18 protein-coding genes are annotated in these 17,298 nt (G+C 64.6%); 5 read left to right on the forward strand and 13 right to left on the reverse strand.

Translation table 11 applies throughout. The features are described 5' to 3' along the window. Positions 1–29: 29 nt before the first annotated feature. Both ABWP22_RS04480 and lipA read right to left on the reverse strand, forming a co-directional pair. On the reverse strand, positions 30–470 hold the full coding sequence (locus ABWP22_RS04480; RefSeq protein WP_353198746.1) for a type II toxin-antitoxin system RatA family toxin: 441 nt from the start codon (positions 468–470) through the stop codon (positions 30–32). Further along, positions 470–1,402, reverse strand: a complete 933-nt coding sequence (lipA, locus tag ABWP22_RS04485) for a lipoyl synthase (RefSeq protein WP_353198747.1) — start codon at positions 1,400–1,402, stop codon at positions 470–472. Before lipA ends, ABWP22_RS04480 begins: the two co-directional genes overlap by 1 nt. A gap of 100 nt (positions 1,403–1,502) precedes the next feature. Here lipA and ABWP22_RS04490 point away from each other — a divergent pair, with 100 nt between their 5' ends. Then, positions 1,503–2,195 (forward strand): carbonic anhydrase, encoded by a 693-nt coding sequence (locus ABWP22_RS04490; protein WP_502951083.1) that lies wholly within the window; start codon positions 1,503–1,505, stop codon positions 2,193–2,195. A gap of 236 nt (positions 2,196–2,431) precedes the next feature. Here ABWP22_RS04490 and ABWP22_RS04495 read toward each other — a convergent pair whose 3' ends face one another. The 7 genes from ABWP22_RS04495 to ABWP22_RS04525 all read right to left on the reverse strand — a co-directional run bounded on the left by ABWP22_RS04495 (position 2,432) and on the right by ABWP22_RS04525 (position 9,146). After that, complete coding sequence (locus tag ABWP22_RS04495) at positions 2,432–2,812, reverse strand: hypothetical protein (protein ID WP_353198748.1); 381 nt, start codon at positions 2,810–2,812, stop codon at positions 2,432–2,434. Continuing rightward, positions 2,812–4,200: a dihydrolipoyl dehydrogenase gene (gene lpdA, locus ABWP22_RS04500; RefSeq protein ID WP_353198749.1), complete on the reverse strand. Its 1,389-nt coding sequence runs from the start codon at positions 4,198–4,200 to the stop codon at positions 2,812–2,814. The genes ABWP22_RS04495 and lpdA overlap by 1 nt, the downstream gene beginning before the upstream one ends. A gap of 70 nt (positions 4,201–4,270) precedes the next feature. Next, positions 4,271–5,623: a pyruvate dehydrogenase complex dihydrolipoamide acetyltransferase gene (locus tag ABWP22_RS04505; protein ID WP_353198750.1), complete on the reverse strand. Its 1,353-nt coding sequence runs from the start codon at positions 5,621–5,623 to the stop codon at positions 4,271–4,273. A gap of 2 nt (positions 5,624–5,625) precedes the next feature. Continuing rightward, positions 5,626–6,285, reverse strand: coding sequence for an NYN domain-containing protein (locus tag ABWP22_RS04510; protein WP_353198751.1), 660 nt, complete (start codon positions 6,283–6,285; stop codon positions 5,626–5,628). 3 nt (positions 6,286–6,288) lie between these two features. After that, positions 6,289–7,662: a pyruvate dehydrogenase complex E1 component subunit beta gene (locus ABWP22_RS04515; protein ID WP_502951084.1), complete on the reverse strand. Its 1,374-nt coding sequence runs from the start codon at positions 7,660–7,662 to the stop codon at positions 6,289–6,291. Continuing rightward, positions 7,662–8,711: a pyruvate dehydrogenase (acetyl-transferring) E1 component subunit alpha gene (gene pdhA, locus ABWP22_RS04520; RefSeq protein WP_353198879.1), complete on the reverse strand. Its 1,050-nt coding sequence runs from the start codon at positions 8,709–8,711 to the stop codon at positions 7,662–7,664. Before pdhA ends, ABWP22_RS04515 begins: the two co-directional genes overlap by 1 nt. 111 nt (positions 8,712–8,822) lie before the next feature. Then, positions 8,823–9,146 (reverse strand): FtsB family cell division protein, encoded by a 324-nt coding sequence (locus tag ABWP22_RS04525; protein ID WP_353198752.1) that lies wholly within the window; start codon positions 9,144–9,146, stop codon positions 8,823–8,825. Between the two features lie 148 nt (positions 9,147–9,294). Between ABWP22_RS04525 and ABWP22_RS04530 the strand changes: the two genes are divergently transcribed. The 4 genes from ABWP22_RS04530 (at position 9,295) to msrA (ending at position 13,851) form a co-directional block, all read left to right on the forward strand. Continuing rightward, positions 9,295–11,334 carry a 3-hydroxyacyl-CoA dehydrogenase NAD-binding domain-containing protein gene (locus ABWP22_RS04530; protein WP_353198753.1) on the forward strand — a complete coding sequence of 680 codons (2,040 nt, stop codon included), beginning with the start codon at positions 9,295–9,297 and terminating at the stop codon, positions 11,332–11,334. A 180-nt stretch (positions 11,335–11,514) separates the two neighbouring features. Then, the gene (locus ABWP22_RS04535; protein WP_353198754.1) at positions 11,515–12,678 is read left to right on the forward strand and encodes a DUF3089 domain-containing protein; all 1,164 of its coding nucleotides are present in this window, start codon (positions 11,515–11,517) and stop codon (positions 12,676–12,678) included. Between the two features lie 31 nt (positions 12,679–12,709). Continuing rightward, entirely contained in the window at positions 12,710–13,195 is a 486-nt protein-coding gene (gene msrB / locus ABWP22_RS04540; protein WP_353198755.1) for a peptide-methionine (R)-S-oxide reductase MsrB, read from the forward strand. Then, positions 13,192–13,851, forward strand: a complete 660-nt coding sequence (gene msrA / locus ABWP22_RS04545) for a peptide-methionine (S)-S-oxide reductase MsrA (protein WP_353198756.1) — start codon at positions 13,192–13,194, stop codon at positions 13,849–13,851. The genes msrB and msrA overlap by 4 nt, the downstream gene beginning before the upstream one ends. Before the next feature lie 318 nt (positions 13,852–14,169). On the opposite strand, the gene ABWP22_RS04550 is transcribed toward msrA, so the two are convergent. From ABWP22_RS04550 to ABWP22_RS04565, 4 genes are read right to left on the reverse strand one after another with little or no spacing between them, the layout of a single operon-like run. Then, positions 14,170–15,603 carry an NAD(P)(+) transhydrogenase (Re/Si-specific) subunit beta gene (locus ABWP22_RS04550; protein WP_353198757.1) on the reverse strand — a complete coding sequence of 478 codons (1,434 nt, stop codon included), beginning with the start codon at positions 15,601–15,603 and terminating at the stop codon, positions 14,170–14,172. 16 nt (positions 15,604–15,619) lie between these two features. Further along, the gene (locus ABWP22_RS04555; RefSeq protein ID WP_353198758.1) at positions 15,620–15,931 is read right to left on the reverse strand and encodes an NAD(P) transhydrogenase subunit alpha part 2; all 312 of its coding nucleotides are present in this window, start codon (positions 15,929–15,931) and stop codon (positions 15,620–15,622) included. Positions 15,932–15,946: 15 nt separating this feature from the next. Beyond that, complete coding sequence (locus tag ABWP22_RS04560) at positions 15,947–17,074, reverse strand: NAD(P) transhydrogenase subunit alpha (RefSeq protein WP_353198759.1); 1,128 nt, start codon at positions 17,072–17,074, stop codon at positions 15,947–15,949. A gap of 31 nt (positions 17,075–17,105) precedes the next feature. After that, on the reverse strand, positions 17,106–17,231 hold the full coding sequence (locus ABWP22_RS04565) for an aa3-type cytochrome c oxidase subunit IV (protein ID WP_353198760.1): 126 nt from the start codon (positions 17,229–17,231) through the stop codon (positions 17,106–17,108). Positions 17,232–17,298 lie beyond the last annotated feature (67 nt).

Genomic DNA, 17,298 nt, shown 5'->3' on the forward strand with positions numbered 1-17,298 from the left:
GACTGGTTTCTCTTGAGAACGGCCGCGCCCTACCCCCGCGGTCCGTACAGCGCGCCAGCCCGCGTCACGAACGCCGCCACCATCCGCTCGAACGCCTGGGTGAAGAACAGGCCAGCCAACCGCTCGAACGCCTTGTTGCGGAATTCGAAATCCACCTTGAAATCAATTTCGCAGCCGCCACCCGGCACTTCGCTGAACCGCCAGTCGTTGAACAGATGCTTCATCGGGCCATCGAGATAATCGACATGGATGTGAGCCGGCCGGTTCAGCGTCACCCGGCTGGTGAAGCGTTCGCGGATGAAGCGGAAGCCCACCACCATATCGGCCTGCACAACCCCGTCCCGCGCCGGCCCGACCCGCATGCCCTGCACCCACGGCAGAAACTCCGGATAACGGCCGATATCGGCGACCAGATCGAACATCTCGGCGGCCGACCACGGCAGCCGGCGGATTTCATGGTGCTTCGGCATCAGCGCCCGGAATCTTGCCTGATCTTGGCAACCTGCGCCCGGCGGCGCGCCTGCATCTCGGCAAAGTCGCGCCCGGCGTGATAGCTGGAGCGGGTGAGCGGCGAGGCAGCGACCAGCAGGAAGCCCTTCGACCGTGCCACGGCGGACAAGGCCTGAAAGGCGGCGGGCGGCACATATTCCATCACCTTGGCATGGCGCGGCGTTGGTTGCAGATATTGGCCAACCGTGAGGAAATCGACCCCGGCCGACCGCATGTCGTCAAACACCTGATGCAGTTCCGGCGCGGTTTCCCCCAGGCCCACCATCAGCCCGGATTTGGTGAAGACCGTGGGTGAAAGGCCCTTCACCTTGTCCAGCAGGCGCAGCGAATGATAATAGCGCGCGCCGGGCCGGATGGTCGGATACAGGCGCGGCACGGTTTCCAGATTGTGGTTGTACACATCCGGCCCGGCTTCCACGATCATCTCGACGGCGCGGTCCATCTTGTTGCGGAAATCCGGGGTGAGGATCTCGATGGTGGTGCCGGGCGACATGCGGCGCAGTTCCTGGATCACCTTGACGAACTGGCTGGCGCCGCCATCGGGCAGATCATCGCGGTCCACCGAAGTGATGACGATATGTTCGAGGCCCAGCGCCGCGGCGGCTTCGGCGACATGGCCGGGTTCGGCCGCATCGACCATCGCCGGCATGCCGGTCTTGACGTTGCAGAAGGCGCAGGCGCGCGTGCAGGTGTCGCCCAGGATCATCACCGTGGCGTGTTTCTGGCTCCAGCATTCGCCGATGTTGGGGCAGGCTGCTTCCTCGCAAACGGTGTTCAGTTTCAACCGGCGCATCAACGCGCGGGTTTCGGCGTGCGCCTTCCCGGTAGGCGCGCGGACGCGGATCCAATCGGGCTTGCGTTGCAGCGGCAGACTCAACACGGGATCATTCATGCGACAGGCCTAGCGCGCAGCAATACGAATGCCAAGTTTCCCCCGTGACGCAGCAGCCATGCCGGATTAGCATGGCGTTTCTGCAACAATGCGAACGAGGATGAACATGCCCGCTTTCAAGGCCCTGATCGAAGGCTATGCCCGGTTCCGCACCGGCGCTTATCAGGAACAGCGCCGCCGTTATGACGCCCTTGCCGACAAGGGCCAGGCGCCGGGTGTGCTGGTGATTTCCTGTTGCGACAGCCGGGTTGATCCCACCCGCATCTTCGACACCGAACCCGGCCAGATGTTCGTCGTGCGCAATGTCGCCAATCTGGTGCCGCCCTGTGATCGGGACAATGCCCAACACAGCACATCGGCAGCCATCGAATATGCGGTCACGCAATTGAAGGTGCATCACATCGTGGTGCTGGGCCACGCACGTTGCGGTGGCATCAAGGCCAGCCTGGAAGGCACATTCGATGATGCCCCCATGGGCGAAGGCGGTTTCATCGACCGCTGGATGAGCCTGATCGCCCCAGCGCGCGACACCATCCGCGCTGCCGCGCAACTGTCGCCGGACATCGATGCCTGTGCGGCACTGGAATTGGCGGCCATCCGCCTGTCCATCGACAATCTGCGCACCTTCCCGTTCGTCAACGAAGCCGAAGCCGCCGGCACCCTGCATCTGCAGGGCGCCTTGTTCGACATTGCCGAAGGGGTGTTGAAGGTGCTGAACCACGACACCGGCAAGTTCGAAGCCGTGCATGTCGAATGGGATGACGCCAGCGCGCCCCGCCTTGCGGCGGTGTGACGACGGGGTCCGATGCCGTGGCCGCACGTCGCGGCCTCATCGCGGCCTTCGGATGGAAACGGACGCACCGGGTGCCCACTGGGTAGGTACCCGATACGCCCGCAGCGGCCAGGCTGGCGGCAAGGGCAGTTGCCGCTTCGCTCGGCCGTTGAGCAAGATATAGGAATATATCGATTTGGTATTCAAGCGCCATCATTGCTTTTTTGTCATGTGACAGTGCGGCAGTCTGACGCACCCTATTGCGGCACGCGTTCATACACACGGCCGCGCGGATCACGGCTGCCGGCGGCCTGGTTCACATTGTCCTTGAAGCGCTGATAACTGCAGCCGAACGGGCCGGAGGGGCCGATGCCGGAACAGGTGCCGACGGTGCCGGCGTCCGGCCCCAGCAGCCGGTTGCGTTCCGCCGAAACGCTGGCGGTGCCGCGCTCGCCAATCTCGCGCGGGATGGCGATCGGCGCGCGATACGGCGACGGCGGCGGATCGCGATTGGTGCAAACGACAATTTCATCAGGGCGCGTTTTGGGCGGGCACAGCGCGCTCCACCCCCGCGGCAGCAGCGCCGCCGAGCCGCCTGTGGATTGCCCCGCCAACAGCAAGACGGCGGCCAGCAGCATCAGAAATGGATGGCGCGGCCGTAGGCGTCCAGCACACTTTCGTGCATCATTTCACTGAGCGTCGGATGCGGGAAGATGGTGTGCATCAATTCCGCTTCGGTGGTTTCCAGGCCCATGGCGATGGCATAGCCCTGGATCAGCTCCGTGACTTCGGCGCCAACCATGTGTGCGCCCAGCAATTGCCCGGTGGTGGCATCGAACACGGTCTTCACGAAGCCTTCCGCTTCGCCGAGCGCGATGGCCTTGCCGTTGCCGATGAACGGGAATTTGCCGACGCGCACCGTGTGCCCGGCAGCCTTGGCCTTGGCTTCGGTCAGGCCGATGCTGGCGACTTGCGGGCGGGCATAGGTGCAGCCGGGGATCAGGCCCACGTCCATGGCGTGCGGATGGCCGCCAGCGATATGTTCGACCGCGATGATGCCTTCGTGGCTGGCCTTGTGCGCCAGCCAGGGTGGGCCGGTGACGTCGCCGATGGCATAGAGGCCCGGCACATTGGTCTGGCACATCGGATCGGTGGTGATATGGCCGCGGTTGGTGGCGATATTCAGCGCCTCCAGGCCGATATCTTGCGTGTTGGGCAGGATGCCGATGGCGACGATGACATGGCTGTAGTGCTCGGTCGCGGCCTTGCCGTCGGCGGTGGTGATGGTGGCCGTAACGCCATCGGGGCCGGGGCTGACGTCGCTGACCTTCGCGCCGGTGATGATGGCCATGCCCTGTTTGGTCAGCGCCTTCTGCACATGGGCTGAAACGTCCGCATCCTCCACCGGCAGGATGCGGTCGAGCATTTCGACCACGGTCACCTTGGCGCCCATGTCGCTGTAGAAGCTGGCGAATTCCACCCCGATCGCGCCGGAACCGATCACCAGCAACCTCGTCGGCATGGCGGGCGGCACCATGGCGTGGCGATAGGTCCAGATGCGGTTGCCGTCCGCTTCGACACCCGGCAGATCGCGGGCGCGGGCGCCGGTGGCGATGATGATGTTCTTTGCCGAGAGGTCGCGGGTGCCGCTGGCGGTGGTGACGGCGATGCTGGTGGCGCTGGTCAGCCGCCCCTGCCCTTCAATGACCTCGATCTTGTGCTTCTTCATCAGCGATTTGACACCGCTGTTGAGTTGCGCCGCCACCTTGCGGCTGCGGTCGGTGACCTTCTTCAGGTCGAAGCTCGGCTTCTCCACGCTCAGGCCATAGGCGTCAGCGTGGGTGATATAGTGATAGATCTCGCTGGTCCGCAGCAGCGCCTTGGTCGGGATGCAGCCCCAGTTCAGGCAGATGCCGCCCAAGCGTTCGCGCTCGATGATGGCGACCTTGAGGCCGAGTTGGCTCGCGCGGATGGCGGCAACATAGCCGCCGGGGCCTGAGCCGAGGATGAGGAGATCGTGGGTCATGAGGCTTTCCTTCCCCTCTCCCCTCGCGGGAGAGGGCGACTCGCCGCAGGCGAGCGGGGTGAGGGGTTTGTCACGCCACCAGCCCCAACGGGCTTTCGATCAAGCCCTTCACCGCGCCCATCAGCGCCGCCCCATCCGCGCCGTCGATGGCGCGATGGTCGAAGCTGCCGGTGATCGTCATTACCGTCGCGATCGCCAACGCGTCGCCCTTCACCACAGCGCGTTTTTCGCCGGCGCCGACCGCCAGGATCATCGCCTGCGGCGGGTTGATCACCGCGTCGAACTGCTTGATGCCGAACATGCCCAGGTTGGACAGTGACGCCGTGCCGCCCTGATATTCATGCGGCTGCAATTTGCCGGCGCGGGCCTTTTCGGCGAGCGCCTTCATCTCGCTGGAGATGACGCTGACGGATTTCGTGTCGGCCCCGTTGATGATCGGCGTGATCAGGCCGGAGGGCGCGGCGACGGCGACCGAGATATCGGCGCGATCATAGACGAGCAGATTGTCACCGGCGAAGCTGACATTGCATTTCGGCACCTGCCTGAGCGCCAGCGCCAGCGCCTTGATGACGAGATCGTTGACGCTGAGTTTCACCCCGCGCGGTTCCAGCGCCTTGTTGAGATCGGCGCGCAGTTTCAGGAGCGCGTCGAGTTCGACGTCGAGGGTGAGATAGATGTGTGGCACCGTCTGCTTGGCTTCGGTGAGGCGGCGGGCGATGACCTTGCGGACTGGCCCAAGCTTTTCGAGTGTGTGCGGGATATCGGTGGTGGGCGGCGGCGCGGCGGGTTTCGGCGCTGGCGGCGCGGTTGGTGCCGGGGTTGGCACGGGCGCCCCCTCTCCCGGGCCGCGCTCCGCGCGTCTTTCGTCCTCTCCCGCTCCAGAAACCTTTGGTGGAGAGGTGATTGCGGCGTCCACATCGGCACGGATGATGCGGTTGTTGGGTCCGGTGCCTTTGATGGCTGAAAGGTCGATGCCCTGTTGTTCGGCAACCCGGCGCGCGAGCGGTGTGGCGATGGTGCGCGATCCCGAAGGCCCACCCCCAGCCCCTCCCGCAGGCGGGAGGGGAGTAGGTTGTGCGGGTGGAGCGGGCGCCGCCGCCGGGGTCGAACTGCTCCCCTCCCGCTCGCGGGAGGGGCTGGGGGTGGGGTTTGGCGCAGGTGCCGCCTTCGGAGACGCCTCCCCTTCCCCGTCCAGACGCATGATCACCGCCCCCACCGGCACATTCTCCGTGCCTTCGGCCACCAGCAGTTCGGCCACTGTGCCTTCATCGACCGCCTCCACTTCCATGGTCGCCTTGTCCGTTTCGATCTCCGCGATGATGTCGCCGGATTTCAGCAGATCACCCGGCTTCACATGCCATTTCGCCAGCGTGCCGACCTCCATGGTTGGCGACAGGGCGGGCATGGTGACATCGATGGTCATGATCAATTGTCCACAAACAGCTGGTCAACCAGATCGAGCTGTTCGTCACCGCGCGGGTTGTCGATCAGGTCGGCCATGTCGAGGAAATAGGCGGCGGTGCCGGCCAGGCTGGCGGAATAGCGCACTTCGGTGCCGGTTTCGGATTTCATGCCCCAGGCCACCACCAGCGCGCGCTTGCCGATGGCGTTGATCTTCTTCACCAACGGCACGAAATCGCCATCGCCGGCCACCAGCGCCACCACGTCGCAGCGGTCGCTCACCGCCAGATCGAACGCTTCCAGCGCCAGCCAGACATCGATGCCCTGTTCCTTGGGCGGATCGGCGATGGTGTCGATGCGGGTGTAATGCGATGTGATGTTGCTGGCCGCCAATATCTGATCAAATACCCGGTCGTTGCGCAGCGATTCCTCGACGAAATTGGGGCTGCGCGCCCGGTCTTCCAGATCGCGCAATGTGTAACGGCCGCGGAAATAATGCGCCGCCACCACACGGGCGCGGGCGCGCGGCACATCTTCCATGTCGGCAGTGGCGGCGCGGATCAAATCCAGCAGACCGGTCATGGACACGCGCCGGCCGGTATGGTGTTCGAACTTGTAATAATTCGACACGCGGTTGAAATAACTGCCGTCGATCATCACGGCGATGCGGGTTTGTTCGGCCATGACTTACCTGTAGCAAACGGTGCGGGCGGCGGCGACGACATCCTCGGCCTTCAACAGCGCCGCCTTCTCCAGATTGGCGGCATAGGGCAACGGCACATCGACATTGGTGACGCGCAGCACCGGCGCATCGAGATCATCGAAGCCGTCCTCCATGCAGATCGCCATGATCTCCGACGCGATGCCGCAGGTTGGCCAGCCTTCTTCCACCACCACCATGCGGTTGGTTTTCTTCAAGGACGCCAGCACCGCCGCCCGGTCGAGCGGACGCAGGGTTCTGAGGTCGATCACTTCGGCCTCGATGCCATCGGCGGCCAGCGTTTCGGCAGCCTGCAACGCCACGCCCACGCCGATCGAGTAGCTGACCAGCGTCACATCCTTGCCGGCCCGCATCGTGCGCGCCTTGCCGATCGGCACGACATGATCACCTTCGGGCACATCGAAGCTCTGGCCATAGAGCAGCTCGTTTTCCAGGAACACCACCGGATCCGGGCTGCGGATGGCGGCCTTGAGCAGGCCCTTGGCATCATCGGCACTATAGGGCGCAATCACGATCAGGCCGGGGACGCTGGCATACCAGGGGCCATAATTCTGGCTGTGCTGCGCGCCCACCCGCGCCGCGGCGCCGTTGGGGCCGCGGAACACGATGGGGCAACGCATCTGCCCGCCCGACATGTAGAGCGTTTTCGCCGCGCTGTTGATGATGTGATCGATGGCCTGCATGGCGAAGTTGAAGGTCATGAACTCGACAATCGGCTTCAACCCGCCCATGGCCGCGCCGGCGCCCAGGCCGGCAAAGCCATATTCGGTGATCGGCGTGTCGATGACCCGCTTGTCGCCGAATTCGGCGAGCAACCCTTGCGTCACCTTGTAGGCGCCTTGATATTCGGCGACCTCCTCGCCCATCACGAAGACGCGCTCATCGGTGCGCATTTCCTCGGCCATGGCGTCGCGCAAGGCTTCGCGCACGGTCTGGCGTTTGGTTGGGCCGGCGGGGGATTCCAGCACAACCGGCTCCCCTCCCGCCTGCGGGAGGGGTTGGGGGTGGGGATTGGGCGTTGGAACCTGCTCCACAGTTGGTGCGCCGGCCGCCGGCCCACTCCCGGCCCCTCCCGCAAGCGGGAGGGGAGCAGGAAGATCATCCTCCCCGGCAATATCAATGATCGGCGTACCGACCTTGACGCCCTCACTGCCCGCCGCCACCAGCAGCGCGGTCACCGTGCCGCCATCGTCGGCTTCCAGTTCCATGGTCGCCTTGTCGGTCTCGATCTCGGCGATCACGTCGCCGGGTTTCACCACATCGCCCACGGCGACCAGCCATTTGGCGAGTGTGCCCTCCTCCATGGTCGGCGACATGGCGGGAAGATTGATCTTTGGCATCAGTAGCGTCCCAGCAGCACGTCGGTGTGGAGTTCGGCCAGATCCGGTTCCGGCGCATCGAGCGCGAAATCGGCAGCATCGGCCACCTCGTCGCGCACTTCGCGGTCGATGGCTTTCAAGGCTGCCTCATCGGCGTGGCCAGCTTCGAGCAATTCCTTCTTCAGCCGCTCGATCGGATCGCTGTTCTCGCGCATCGCCTGCACTTCTTCACGGCTGCGATATTTGGCTGGGTCGCTCATCGAATGGCCGCGATAACGATAGGTCTTCATTTCCAGCAGCAACGGCCCCTTGCCATCGCGCACCCATTCCGCTGCCGCCTTCGCGGCGCCGCGCACGGCCAGCACGTCCATGCCGTCCACCTGCAGGCCGGGCACGCGGAAACTTTCACCGCGGCGGTACAACTGGTCTTCGGAACTGGCGCGGTTCACCGATGTGCCCATCGCGTACTGGTTGTTTTCGATGATGAAGATCACCGGCAGCGACCACAGCTCCGCCATGTTGAAGCTTTCATACACCTGGCCCTGGTTGGACGCGCCGTCGCCAAAATAGGTCACGGCGATATGGCCGTCGCCCTTGTATTTGTGGGCAAACGCCAGCCCGGTGCCCAGCGGCACCTGCGCCGCGACGATCCCGTGCCCGCCATAAAAGCCATGCTCCACGCTGAACATGTGCATGGAACCGCCCTTGCCGCCGCTGATGCCGGCGGCGCGCCCGGTCAATTCCGCCATCACCGCGCGCGCCGGGATGCCGCACGCCAGCATATGGCCGTGATCGCGATAGCCGGTGATGATGGAGTCGCCCTTCTGCAGCTCGGCCTGCATGCCGACCACCACGGCCTCCTGGCCGATGTAGAGGTGACAGAAGCCGCCGATCTGGCCCATGCCGTACAACTGCCCGGCGCGTTCCTCGAAACGGCGGATCAGCACCATCTCCCGGTACATGGCAAGATATTGTTCGGCACTGGCCACGAACCGTTCGGGTTCTTCCGGGCGTGGCCAGTTTGCTGCTGGGGGGGCGGAATCTGCCTTGCGGCCGGCGCTGCGTGCCAAATCGGTCACCCTTCATCAAATGGGCAGCAACGACCGCCCCACAATTCAGGTGAGCATGAATGTCGCACCCTGGGGAGACAAGCAGCGATTTTGGACCGCGAACCGAATTGGTTAGCGGGCTGCCGGTGCGCCCGCTGTCGGCGCGGTGCCGGGTTCGATCGGCAGCGGTACCACCACTTCATCGGGGCGGATCATGTCCAGGTTGCGGCGCACCAGTTCGTCGGCCAGATCGGGGTTGACGGCGCGCGGGTTGAGCAAGGCCAACTGGCGCTGCAGGGCGACCTTCTGTTCCTTGCTGTTGTCCACCGCCGTGTCGAGCTTCGCGCGCTGCACCTTGTATTCGCGCCACGCGCTGTATCCAGTCGGGCCATTGACGGCGTGGAACGCGAAATAGCCGCCCACCAGCAGGCACGACGCCGGCAACGCTGCGCGCATCAACATCTGTCGAAAGGAGAGCAGGATTACCACAACTGTAACTTTACGAAATTCCGCACCTATCCACAATACCAGAATGCTTGGGCTGCAAAACCACTGAAGCGCATGCTAACAGCAATCAGCAAACAACGATCCGGGGAGAATTGTCATGGCCGCCATCAACAACGTCGTCGATCTGGGCACACAAGGCGAGATCGCCATCGTCACGGTCAATTCGCCGCCGGTCAACGCGCTCTCGGCCGATGTGCGTGATGGCCTGGCTGGCGCGTTCGCAGCGCTGGCGGATCACGCAGATGTGAAGGCCGTGGTGCTGGTCTGCGCCGGGCGCACCTTCATCGCCGGCGCCGATATCAGCGAGTTCGGCAAGCCGCCGCGCGGCGCATCCTTGCCTGCCGTGCAGGATGCGATGGAAAATTCGCCGGTGCCGGTGATTGCCGCCATTCACGGCACCGCGCTGGGCGGCGGGCTGGAAGTGGCGCTGTGCGCGCATTACCGGGTGAGCGATGCCAAGGCCAAGTTCGGCCTGCCGGAGGTCAAGTTGGGCCTGTTGCCCGGCGCCGGCGGCACGCAGCGGCTGCCGCGCATCGTCGGCGCGAAGAAGGCCACCGAGATGGTGACCAGCGGCGCGCAGATGAATGCCAGGGATGCGCTCGCCGCCGGGCTGGTGGATCAGGTGGTCGATGGTGACCTGACCGCAGGCGCCGTGGCCTTTGCCCAGCAAGTGGTGGCCGAAGGTCGCCCGCTGAAGAAGGTGCGCGATGATGCCAGCAAGCTGGGCGGCAGCGCGGCCGAGCTGGCACCCTTCTTCGCCGAGTTCCGCGCGAGGAATGCCAAGGCCTTCGGCGGCTTCGAAGCGCCGGAAGCCAATATCAAGTGCATCGAGGCCGCCGTGGCGCTGCCGTTCGATGAAGGCCTGAAGGTCGAGCGCAGCGAATTCATGAAGCTGATGACCGGCCTGCAATCCGCCGCGCAGCGCCACGTGTTCTTCGCGGAGCGCGCCGCCGCCAAGATCGATGGCCTGGCCGCCGATGTGCAGCCGTTGCCGGTGAAAAAGGTCGGCGTAATCGGCGCCGGCACCATGGGCGGCGGCATTTCGATGAATTTCCTGAGCGTCGGCATTCCGGTGACCATCGTGGAAACCGCGCAGGCGGCGCTGGATCGCGGCGTCGGCGTGATCCGCCGCAATTACGAGAACAGCGCCAAGAAGGGCCGCTTCTCCATGGAGGAGGTCGAGGCCCGCATGGGCCGGCTGACGCCCAGCCTCGACATGAATGATCTCGCCGACTGTGATCTGATCATCGAGGCGGTGTTCGAGAACATGGCGATCAAGAAGGAGATTTTCGGGCGTCTCGACCAGATCGCCAAGCCGGGGGCAATCCTGGCCAGCAACACCTCCTATCTGGATGTCGACGAAATTGCGGCCGCAACGTCGCGCCCGGAATCGGTGGTGGGGATGCATTATTTCTCGCCCGCCAACGTGATGCGCCTGCTGGAAGTGGTGCGCGGCGAAAAGACCGATCCCCAGGTGCTGGCCACCGCGATGGCAATGGGCAAGGCCACCGGCAAGATCGCCGTGGTTGCCGGCGTCTGCCACGGCTTCATTGGCAACCGCATGCTCAGCCGCCGCCAGCAACAGGCGAATCTGCTGATGCTGGAAGGCGCAGCGCCGGCGGATATCGATCGCGTGCTCACCGATTTCGGCTTCCCGATGGGGCCGTTCCAGATGAGCGATCTCGCCGGGCTCGATATCGGCTGGAATGCCGAAACCTCGAAGAGCGAAACCGTGCGCGACCGTCTGTGCGAAGCCGGCTTGCGCGGCCAGAAGAACGGCAAGGGTTTCTATGTCTACGATGAAAACCGCAACCGCACGCCCAATCCAGACGCGCTGGCGATCATCGATGCCTATGCCGCCGAAAAGGGCATCAACCGCCGCACCATCGACGATCAGGAGATCCTGGAGCGCTGCCTTTTCCCGATGGTGAACGAAGGCGCCCGCATCCTGGCCGAAGGCAAGGCCCAGCGCGCCAGCGACATCGATATTGTCTGGATCAACGGCTATGGCTGGCCGGTGTTTCGCGGCGGGCCGATGTTCTGGGCACAGAATGATGCCGGCCGCGCGCGGATTGTCGACGTGCTGGAGAAGATGGGCGAGGATGTGTCGCCGCTGCTCAAGGATGGATGGAAGTAGGGGGTCATTTGCCCCGCAGAGCGTCACCCCTCCGTCAGCCTTCGGCTGCCATCTCCCCTTGGAGGGGAGGATCAAACAAGCTCCTCCCCTTCCAGGGGAGGTGGCGAGCGCAGCGAGACGGAGGGGTGGCGCCCAGCGCCCCCCTTTCCAGAGCGCCAGAATCAAAGCAGGATCACGCTCATGAAACATCTGCTTCTCCCCCTTCTCGCCCTGCTCGCAGCGCCAGCCCTGGCCCAGACCCCGGCGGCCCCTGCCCCCGATTATCGCGATCCCGCGGCCTGGCTCTGCCGGCCGGGCGCCAATGATCCGTGCAGCGGCGATGCCAGCGCCAGCATCGTGGCGGCCGATGCGGTGGTGAAGCTGGACATGCAGCCGGCCGCAAAAGACCCGCCGATCGATTGCTTCTATGTCTATCCCACCGTTTCCACCGATCCGACGCCCAACAGCGACATGATCGCCGACCCGGCCGAGAAGAATGTCGCGCTGTTCCAGGCCGCGCCGTTCCGCCAGGCCTGCCGGGTGTACGCGCCCCTGTATCGTCAGGTCACGCTGGCAAGCTTGCGCGACCGCATGCTCGGCAAGCCGGTGACCGCCGACATCACCATGGGCTATCGCGACGTCGCCGCCGCCTTTGCCGATTACATGCAACACGACAACAAGGGTCGCGGCGTCATCCTGATCGGCCACAGCCAGGGCAGCGGCGTGTTGAAGGCGCTGCTCCAGTTGAATATCGAAGGCAAACCAGTGGCCAGCCAGGTCATCGCCGCCTATCTGGCCGGGCATAATCTTCTGGTGCCGGCGGGCAAGGATGTCGGCGGCGATCTGAAGATGATGCCGCTGTGCCGTTCGGCGACGCAGACCGGCTGCGTGCTCAGTTGGGTCAGCTTCCGCGACACCATGGCGGTACCGGCGGCGAGCCTGTTCGGGCGGCCACCCGCGGCGGCGCCGGCCGGCATGGCGGCAGCCTGCACCAATCCGGCTGCGCTGGCTGGCGGTCGCGTGGCGGTCAACGCCCTGATGGTCAATCGGGTCGGTATCGTCGACAATGGCGCGCCGCCGCCGAAATGGGCGAAGGGCCGCAACATCTACACGCCGTTTGTCGGGCTGCCCGGCCTGCTCACTGCCGAGTGCATGAACCGCGACAATGCCAATATCCTGTCGGTCGGCATCAACGCCGATCCCGCCGATCCGCGCACCGACACGATCAACGGCGATGTCGTGGTCAGCGGCCAGGTGCAGGAGGTTTGGGGCCTGCACCTGATCGACATGAATGTGGTGATGGGCGATCTGGTGACGCTGGCCAAATCGCAGGGTGCGGCTTGGTTGCGACAAGCTGCCAAGTAACCATTCAGGCGCGCCGGGCGTATAAAGGGGCATGACTGATCGACGCGCATTCATGGGGCTGATCGCTGCCCTGCCCCTTGCCGCTGCTGCCGCGCCCGCTTGGGCTGCGGCCGGCCGTTTCACCGTCAGCTTCACGCCGGCCGAATGGCAGCGGCGGCTGGGCAAGGATGCCTACGCCGTGCTGCGGGAAGAAGCCACCGAGCGCCCGTTCACCTCGCCGCTGAACAACGAGAAGCACGCTGGCATCTTTGCCTGCCGCGGCTGCGCGCTGCCGCTGTTCAGCTCGGCGCACAAGTTTGACAGCGGCACCGGCTGGCCGAGTTTCTGGCAGCCGATCAGCAAGACGGCGATCGGCACCACCACGGATCGCAGCTTCATGATGGAGCGCACCGAAGTGCATTGCAGCCGCTGCGGCGGCCACCAGGGCCATGTGTTTGACGATGGACCCAAGCCGACCGGCCTGCGCTATTGCATCAACGGCCTGTCGTTGCAGTTCATTCCGGGGAAAACCGCATGAAGCGTTCCTTGATCGCTCTGGCGTTGGCGTTGGCCACCCCGGCCTGCGCCGCCGAGCGCATGGTATTGGCCCCTGCCCCCGCCGCCGATGCACCGTTAGTTGGCGGCGCGCTGCAGAAGGCGGTGTTTGCCGGGGGCTGCTTCTGGGGCATCGAAGGCGTGTTCGAACGGGTGAAGGGCGTGAAGTCCGTCGTGTCGGGCTATGCTGGCGGCGCCAAATCCACGGCGGTCTATGAGATCATCGGCACCGGCATGACCGGCCATGCCGAAGCGGTGGAAGTGACCTGGGATCCAGCGATTGTGTCCTATGGCACCTTGCTGCGCGTGTTCTTTTCGGTGGCGCATGATCCGACTCAACTGAATTTTCAGGGGCCGGACAGCGGCACGCAGTATCGCACGGCGATCTTTGCCCGATCGGCGGAGCAGGACCGCATCGCCAAGGCCTATGTGGGGCAACTGGCCAAGGCCGGCACCTGGAAACCGAAGATCGTCACGACGTTCGAAGGTGCCAAGCCCTTCTATCCGGCCGAGGATTACCACCAGAATTACCTGCGGGCGCATCCGACCCAGCCCTATATCGCGATCAACGATATTCCCAAGGTGGAAGCGTTGAAGAAGCTGTTTCCGGCGTTGTGGAGTGAGAAGCCGGCGGGTTAGCGGCAGAACCCACCCCCAGCCCCTGCCGCAAGCGGGAGGGGAGCCGCTTGGGCATATCTTACTGCTCCCCTCCCGCTTGCGGGAGGGGTTGGGGGTGGGGAGAGGGCCAAACGCAAGCTGGGTTGTTTCACGCCCGCACGGCCGGCAGCCAAGCTGCCGAGTCCGTTTGGTCGTTCAAGCAAGAAGCAGAAAGAGCGTGGCGGAGCCACGCCGTCGAACGAGTCAAAAAGGGCGGCCTGTCGGGGCCGCCCTTTTCGCTCGCCGGCCGATCTTGCCGGAGTCGGCAAATAGCTCCGCTATTTGCGCGCCCGGCTGCGATCAGTGCCCCAGCGCCTTCACGATATTCTCGACCATCTTCTTCGCATCGGCCAACAACATCATCGTGTTGTCGTTGTAGAACACCGGGTTGTCCACGCCGGCATAACCCACGCCGCCCATCGAGCGCTTGATGAACAACACGGTCTTGGCCTTTTCCACATCCAGGATCGGCATGCCGTAAATCGGCGACGTCTTGTCGGTCTTGGCCAGCGGGTTGGTGACGTCGTTGGCGCCGATGACGAAGGCGACGTCGCACTGGCCGAATTCGCTGTTGATGTCTTCGAGTTCGAAGACCTCATCATAGGGCACATTGGCTTCGGCCAGCAGCACGTTCATGTGACCGGGCATGCGGCCGGCGACCGGGTGGATGGCGTATTTGACGCTGACGCCTTCCTTCTTCAGCAGCTCGCCCATTTCCCTGAGCGCGTGCTGCGCCTGGGACACGGCCATGCCGTACCCCGGCACGATGATGACGCTTTCGGCGTTCTTCATGATGAAGGCGGCATCGTCGGCCGAACCGGCCTTGAACGACTTCTGGATCGCCGAGCCGGCCGCAGCGGGCCCGCCGGCATCGGCACCGAAACCACCGGCGATGACGCTGATGAAGCTGCGGTTCATCGCCTTGCACATGATGTAGGACAGGATGGCACCCGACGATCCGACCAGCGCGCCGGTGATGATCATCGCGGTGTTCTGCAGCGTGAAGCCCATCGCAGCCGCCGCCCAGCCCGAATAGCTGTTGAGCATGGAGATGACGACCGGCATGTCGGCGCCACCGATCGGGATGATCAGCGTCACACCGATGACGAAGCTGAGGCCGAGGATGATCCACAGCAGCGGCCCCTGCCCCATGCCGGCCGCGGCATCGATGGCAAACAGGCCGGTCAGCACCAGGATACCGACCAGCACGCCGAGGTTCAGCACATGGCGGCCCGGCAGCAGGATCGGCGAGCCGGACATGCGGCCCGACAATTTCAGGAAGGCGATGATCGACCCCGAAAAGGTGATCGCCCCGATGGCGACACCCAGGCCGAGTTCGACCCGCGACACGGTGAGCATGGCACCCGCGCTGTCGACGATGCCGAACGCCGCCGGATTGAGATAGGCCGAGCAGCCGACCAGCACGGCGGCCATGCCGACAAGGCTGTGGAAGCCCGCAACCAGTTCCGGCATCGCCGTCATCTGGATGCGCTGGGCCACGACCCAACCGATGCCGCCGCCGATGGCGATGGCGGCGATGATCAGCGGCAAGCCGGTGGGATGGAGGATGAGCGAGGTGCCCACGGCCAGCGCCATGCCGATCATGCCATTGCGGTTGCCCGCCTGGCTGGTTTCCGGCGACGACAGGCCGCGCAAGCTGAGGATGAACAGCACCCCGGCGGCAAGATAAGCGAGCACGGCCCAGGCGGGCGTGGCAGCGACTGCATGTTCCATTGTTTTCGCCCCTGCCTTACTTCGAAGCCGCCGGCTTCTTGTCTTTTTTCTTGTACATCGCGAGCATGCGCCGCGTGACGGCGAAGCCGCCGAAGATGTTGATGCTGGCCAGCACCACACCCGCCAGGCCCAGCCACTGCGACGGGCCGCCGCCTTCCGTGATCGCGCCGGCCGCCGCCGCGATCAACGCGCCGACGATGATCACCGACGAAATCGCGTTGGTAACCGCCATCAGCGGGGTGTGCAGCGCCGGCGTGACCGACCACACGACATAATAGCCAACGAACACCGCCAGCACGAAAATCGACAGGATCGACAGGAAATCCATGGCTAGTGCCCCCTTTTAACCGAGCAGCCGTTCGTGGACGATCTTGCCGCCCTCGGTCAGCTTGATGCCCTTCACGATATCGTCGTCGGCGGGCCACACGGCGGCTTTTGCCTCCTTGTCCCAGAAGGCGTTGATCATGTTGAACAGGTTGCGGCTGTACAGCGCGCTGGCATCGGGTGCCATGCGGCTGGCCGGGTTGCTGTGGCCGATGATCTTCACGCCGTGACGCTCGACGATCTGGCCGGCAACAGCGCCTTCGACGTTGCCGCCGCTGTCCACCGCGAGATCGACGACGACGCTGCCGGGCCGCATCGAGGCGAGCTGCGCGTCGGTGATCAGACGCGGTGCCGGGCGGCCGGGGATCAGCGCGGTGGTGATCACCAGATCCTGCTTGGCGATATGGCTGGACACCAGCTCGGCCTGGGCGGCCTTGTATTCATCGCTCATTTCGGTGGCATAGCCGCCGGCGCCTTCGCCTTCGATGCCGGCGACCTTTTCCACGAAGATCGCCTTGGCACCCAGCGATTCAATCTGTTCGCGGGTGGCGGAGCGCACGTCGGTGGCTGACACCAGCGCGCCGAGGCGGCGGCCGGTGGCAATGGCTTGCAGGCCGGCGACGCCGACGCCCATCACGAACAGGCGCGCGGCGCTGATCGTGCCGGCGGCGGTCATCATCATCGGGAAGGCGCGGCCATAAGCCTCTGCCCCGTCGATCACCGCCTTGTAACCGGCGAGGTTGGACTGGCTGGACAAAACATCCATCGATTGCGCGCGGGTGGTGCGCGGCATGAATTCCATGGCGTAACCGATCAGGCCGGCCCCGGCATAGGACTCGATCTTGGCGCGATCGTTGAACGGCGCCAGGATGGCGGCAACGATCGTGCCGGCGGTGATGCCGGGCAGATCGGCGACGGCCGGGCCCTGCACGCCCAGCACCATCTGCGCGCCGCCGATCACGTCGCTGCGGCTGGCAATCGTCGCACCGGCGGCAACATAATCATTGTCGCTGATGCGTGCGCCGGCGCCGGCCCCACTTTCGATGGCGACGCTGGCGCCCAGGCCAAGCAATTTCTTCACCGTTTCCGGTGTCGCGGCCACGCGCTGTTCATTGGCCGCCGTTTCCTTCAGCACCGCGATCTTCATGATTCAGGCCCCCAGGCTATTGCGGTGCAGATCAGACCAGAAACACATAGAGCGCCAGCAGGACCATGATCACGAAAATCGTGCCCCACTTGGTGAAGCCGGTGAAGCTGGAATAGGTCGAGCGATGTGCGTCGTTCTGCTGTTCGTTGCTGGCCATGACAGGCAAAACCCTCGTTGAATGCGTAGCCGGTTGCAAACCCGCAACCCGTGCAGGCTGCGTGTTA

This window comes from Sandarakinorhabdus sp. (assembly GCF_040398665.1).
Classification (GTDB): domain Bacteria; phylum Pseudomonadota; class Alphaproteobacteria; order Sphingomonadales; family Sphingomonadaceae; genus Sandarakinorhabdus.

Excerpts from the sequence above, each read along its gene's own strand:
- ABWP22_RS04565 (WP_353198760.1), bottom strand. The coding sequence starts at position 17,231 with ATGGCCAGCAACGAACAGCAGAACGACGCACATCGCTCGACCTATTCC.
- ABWP22_RS04505 (WP_353198750.1), bottom strand. The coding sequence starts at position 5,623 with ATGACCATCGATGTCACCATGCCCGCCCTGTCGCCAACCATGGAGGTC.
- ABWP22_RS04525 (WP_353198752.1), bottom strand. The coding sequence starts at position 9,146 with ATGCGCGCAGCGTTGCCGGCGTCGTGCCTGCTGGTGGGCGGCTATTTC.
- ABWP22_RS04550 (WP_353198757.1), bottom strand. The coding sequence starts at position 15,603 with ATGGAACATGCAGTCGCTGCCACGCCCGCCTGGGCCGTGCTCGCTTAT.
- ABWP22_RS04555 (WP_353198758.1), bottom strand. The coding sequence starts at position 15,931 with ATGGATTTCCTGTCGATCCTGTCGATTTTCGTGCTGGCGGTGTTCGTT.
- ABWP22_RS04535 (WP_353198754.1), top strand. The coding sequence starts at position 11,515 with ATGAAACATCTGCTTCTCCCCCTTCTCGCCCTGCTCGCAGCGCCAGCC.
- msrB (WP_353198755.1), top strand. The coding sequence starts at position 12,710 with ATGACTGATCGACGCGCATTCATGGGGCTGATCGCTGCCCTGCCCCTT.
- ABWP22_RS04510 (WP_353198751.1), bottom strand. The coding sequence starts at position 6,285 with ATGGCCGAACAAACCCGCATCGCCGTGATGATCGACGGCAGTTATTTC.
- ABWP22_RS04560 (WP_353198759.1), bottom strand. The coding sequence starts at position 17,074 with ATGAAGATCGCGGTGCTGAAGGAAACGGCGGCCAATGAACAGCGCGTG.
- lpdA (WP_353198749.1), bottom strand. The coding sequence starts at position 4,200 with ATGACCCACGATCTCCTCATCCTCGGCTCAGGCCCCGGCGGCTATGTT.
- ABWP22_RS04495 (WP_353198748.1), bottom strand. The coding sequence starts at position 2,812 with ATGCTGCTGGCCGCCGTCTTGCTGTTGGCGGGGCAATCCACAGGCGGC.
- ABWP22_RS04515 (WP_502951084.1), bottom strand. The coding sequence starts at position 7,662 with ATGCCAAAGATCAATCTTCCCGCCATGTCGCCGACCATGGAGGAGGGC.
- ABWP22_RS04480 (WP_353198746.1), bottom strand. The coding sequence starts at position 470 with ATGCCGAAGCACCATGAAATCCGCCGGCTGCCGTGGTCGGCCGCCGAG.
- ABWP22_RS04530 (WP_353198753.1), top strand. The coding sequence starts at position 9,295 with ATGGCCGCCATCAACAACGTCGTCGATCTGGGCACACAAGGCGAGATC.
- ABWP22_RS04490 (WP_502951083.1), top strand. The coding sequence starts at position 1,503 with ATGAACATGCCCGCTTTCAAGGCCCTGATCGAAGGCTATGCCCGGTTC.
- msrA (WP_353198756.1), top strand. The coding sequence starts at position 13,192 with ATGAAGCGTTCCTTGATCGCTCTGGCGTTGGCGTTGGCCACCCCGGCC.
- lipA (WP_353198747.1), bottom strand. The coding sequence starts at position 1,402 with ATGAATGATCCCGTGTTGAGTCTGCCGCTGCAACGCAAGCCCGATTGG.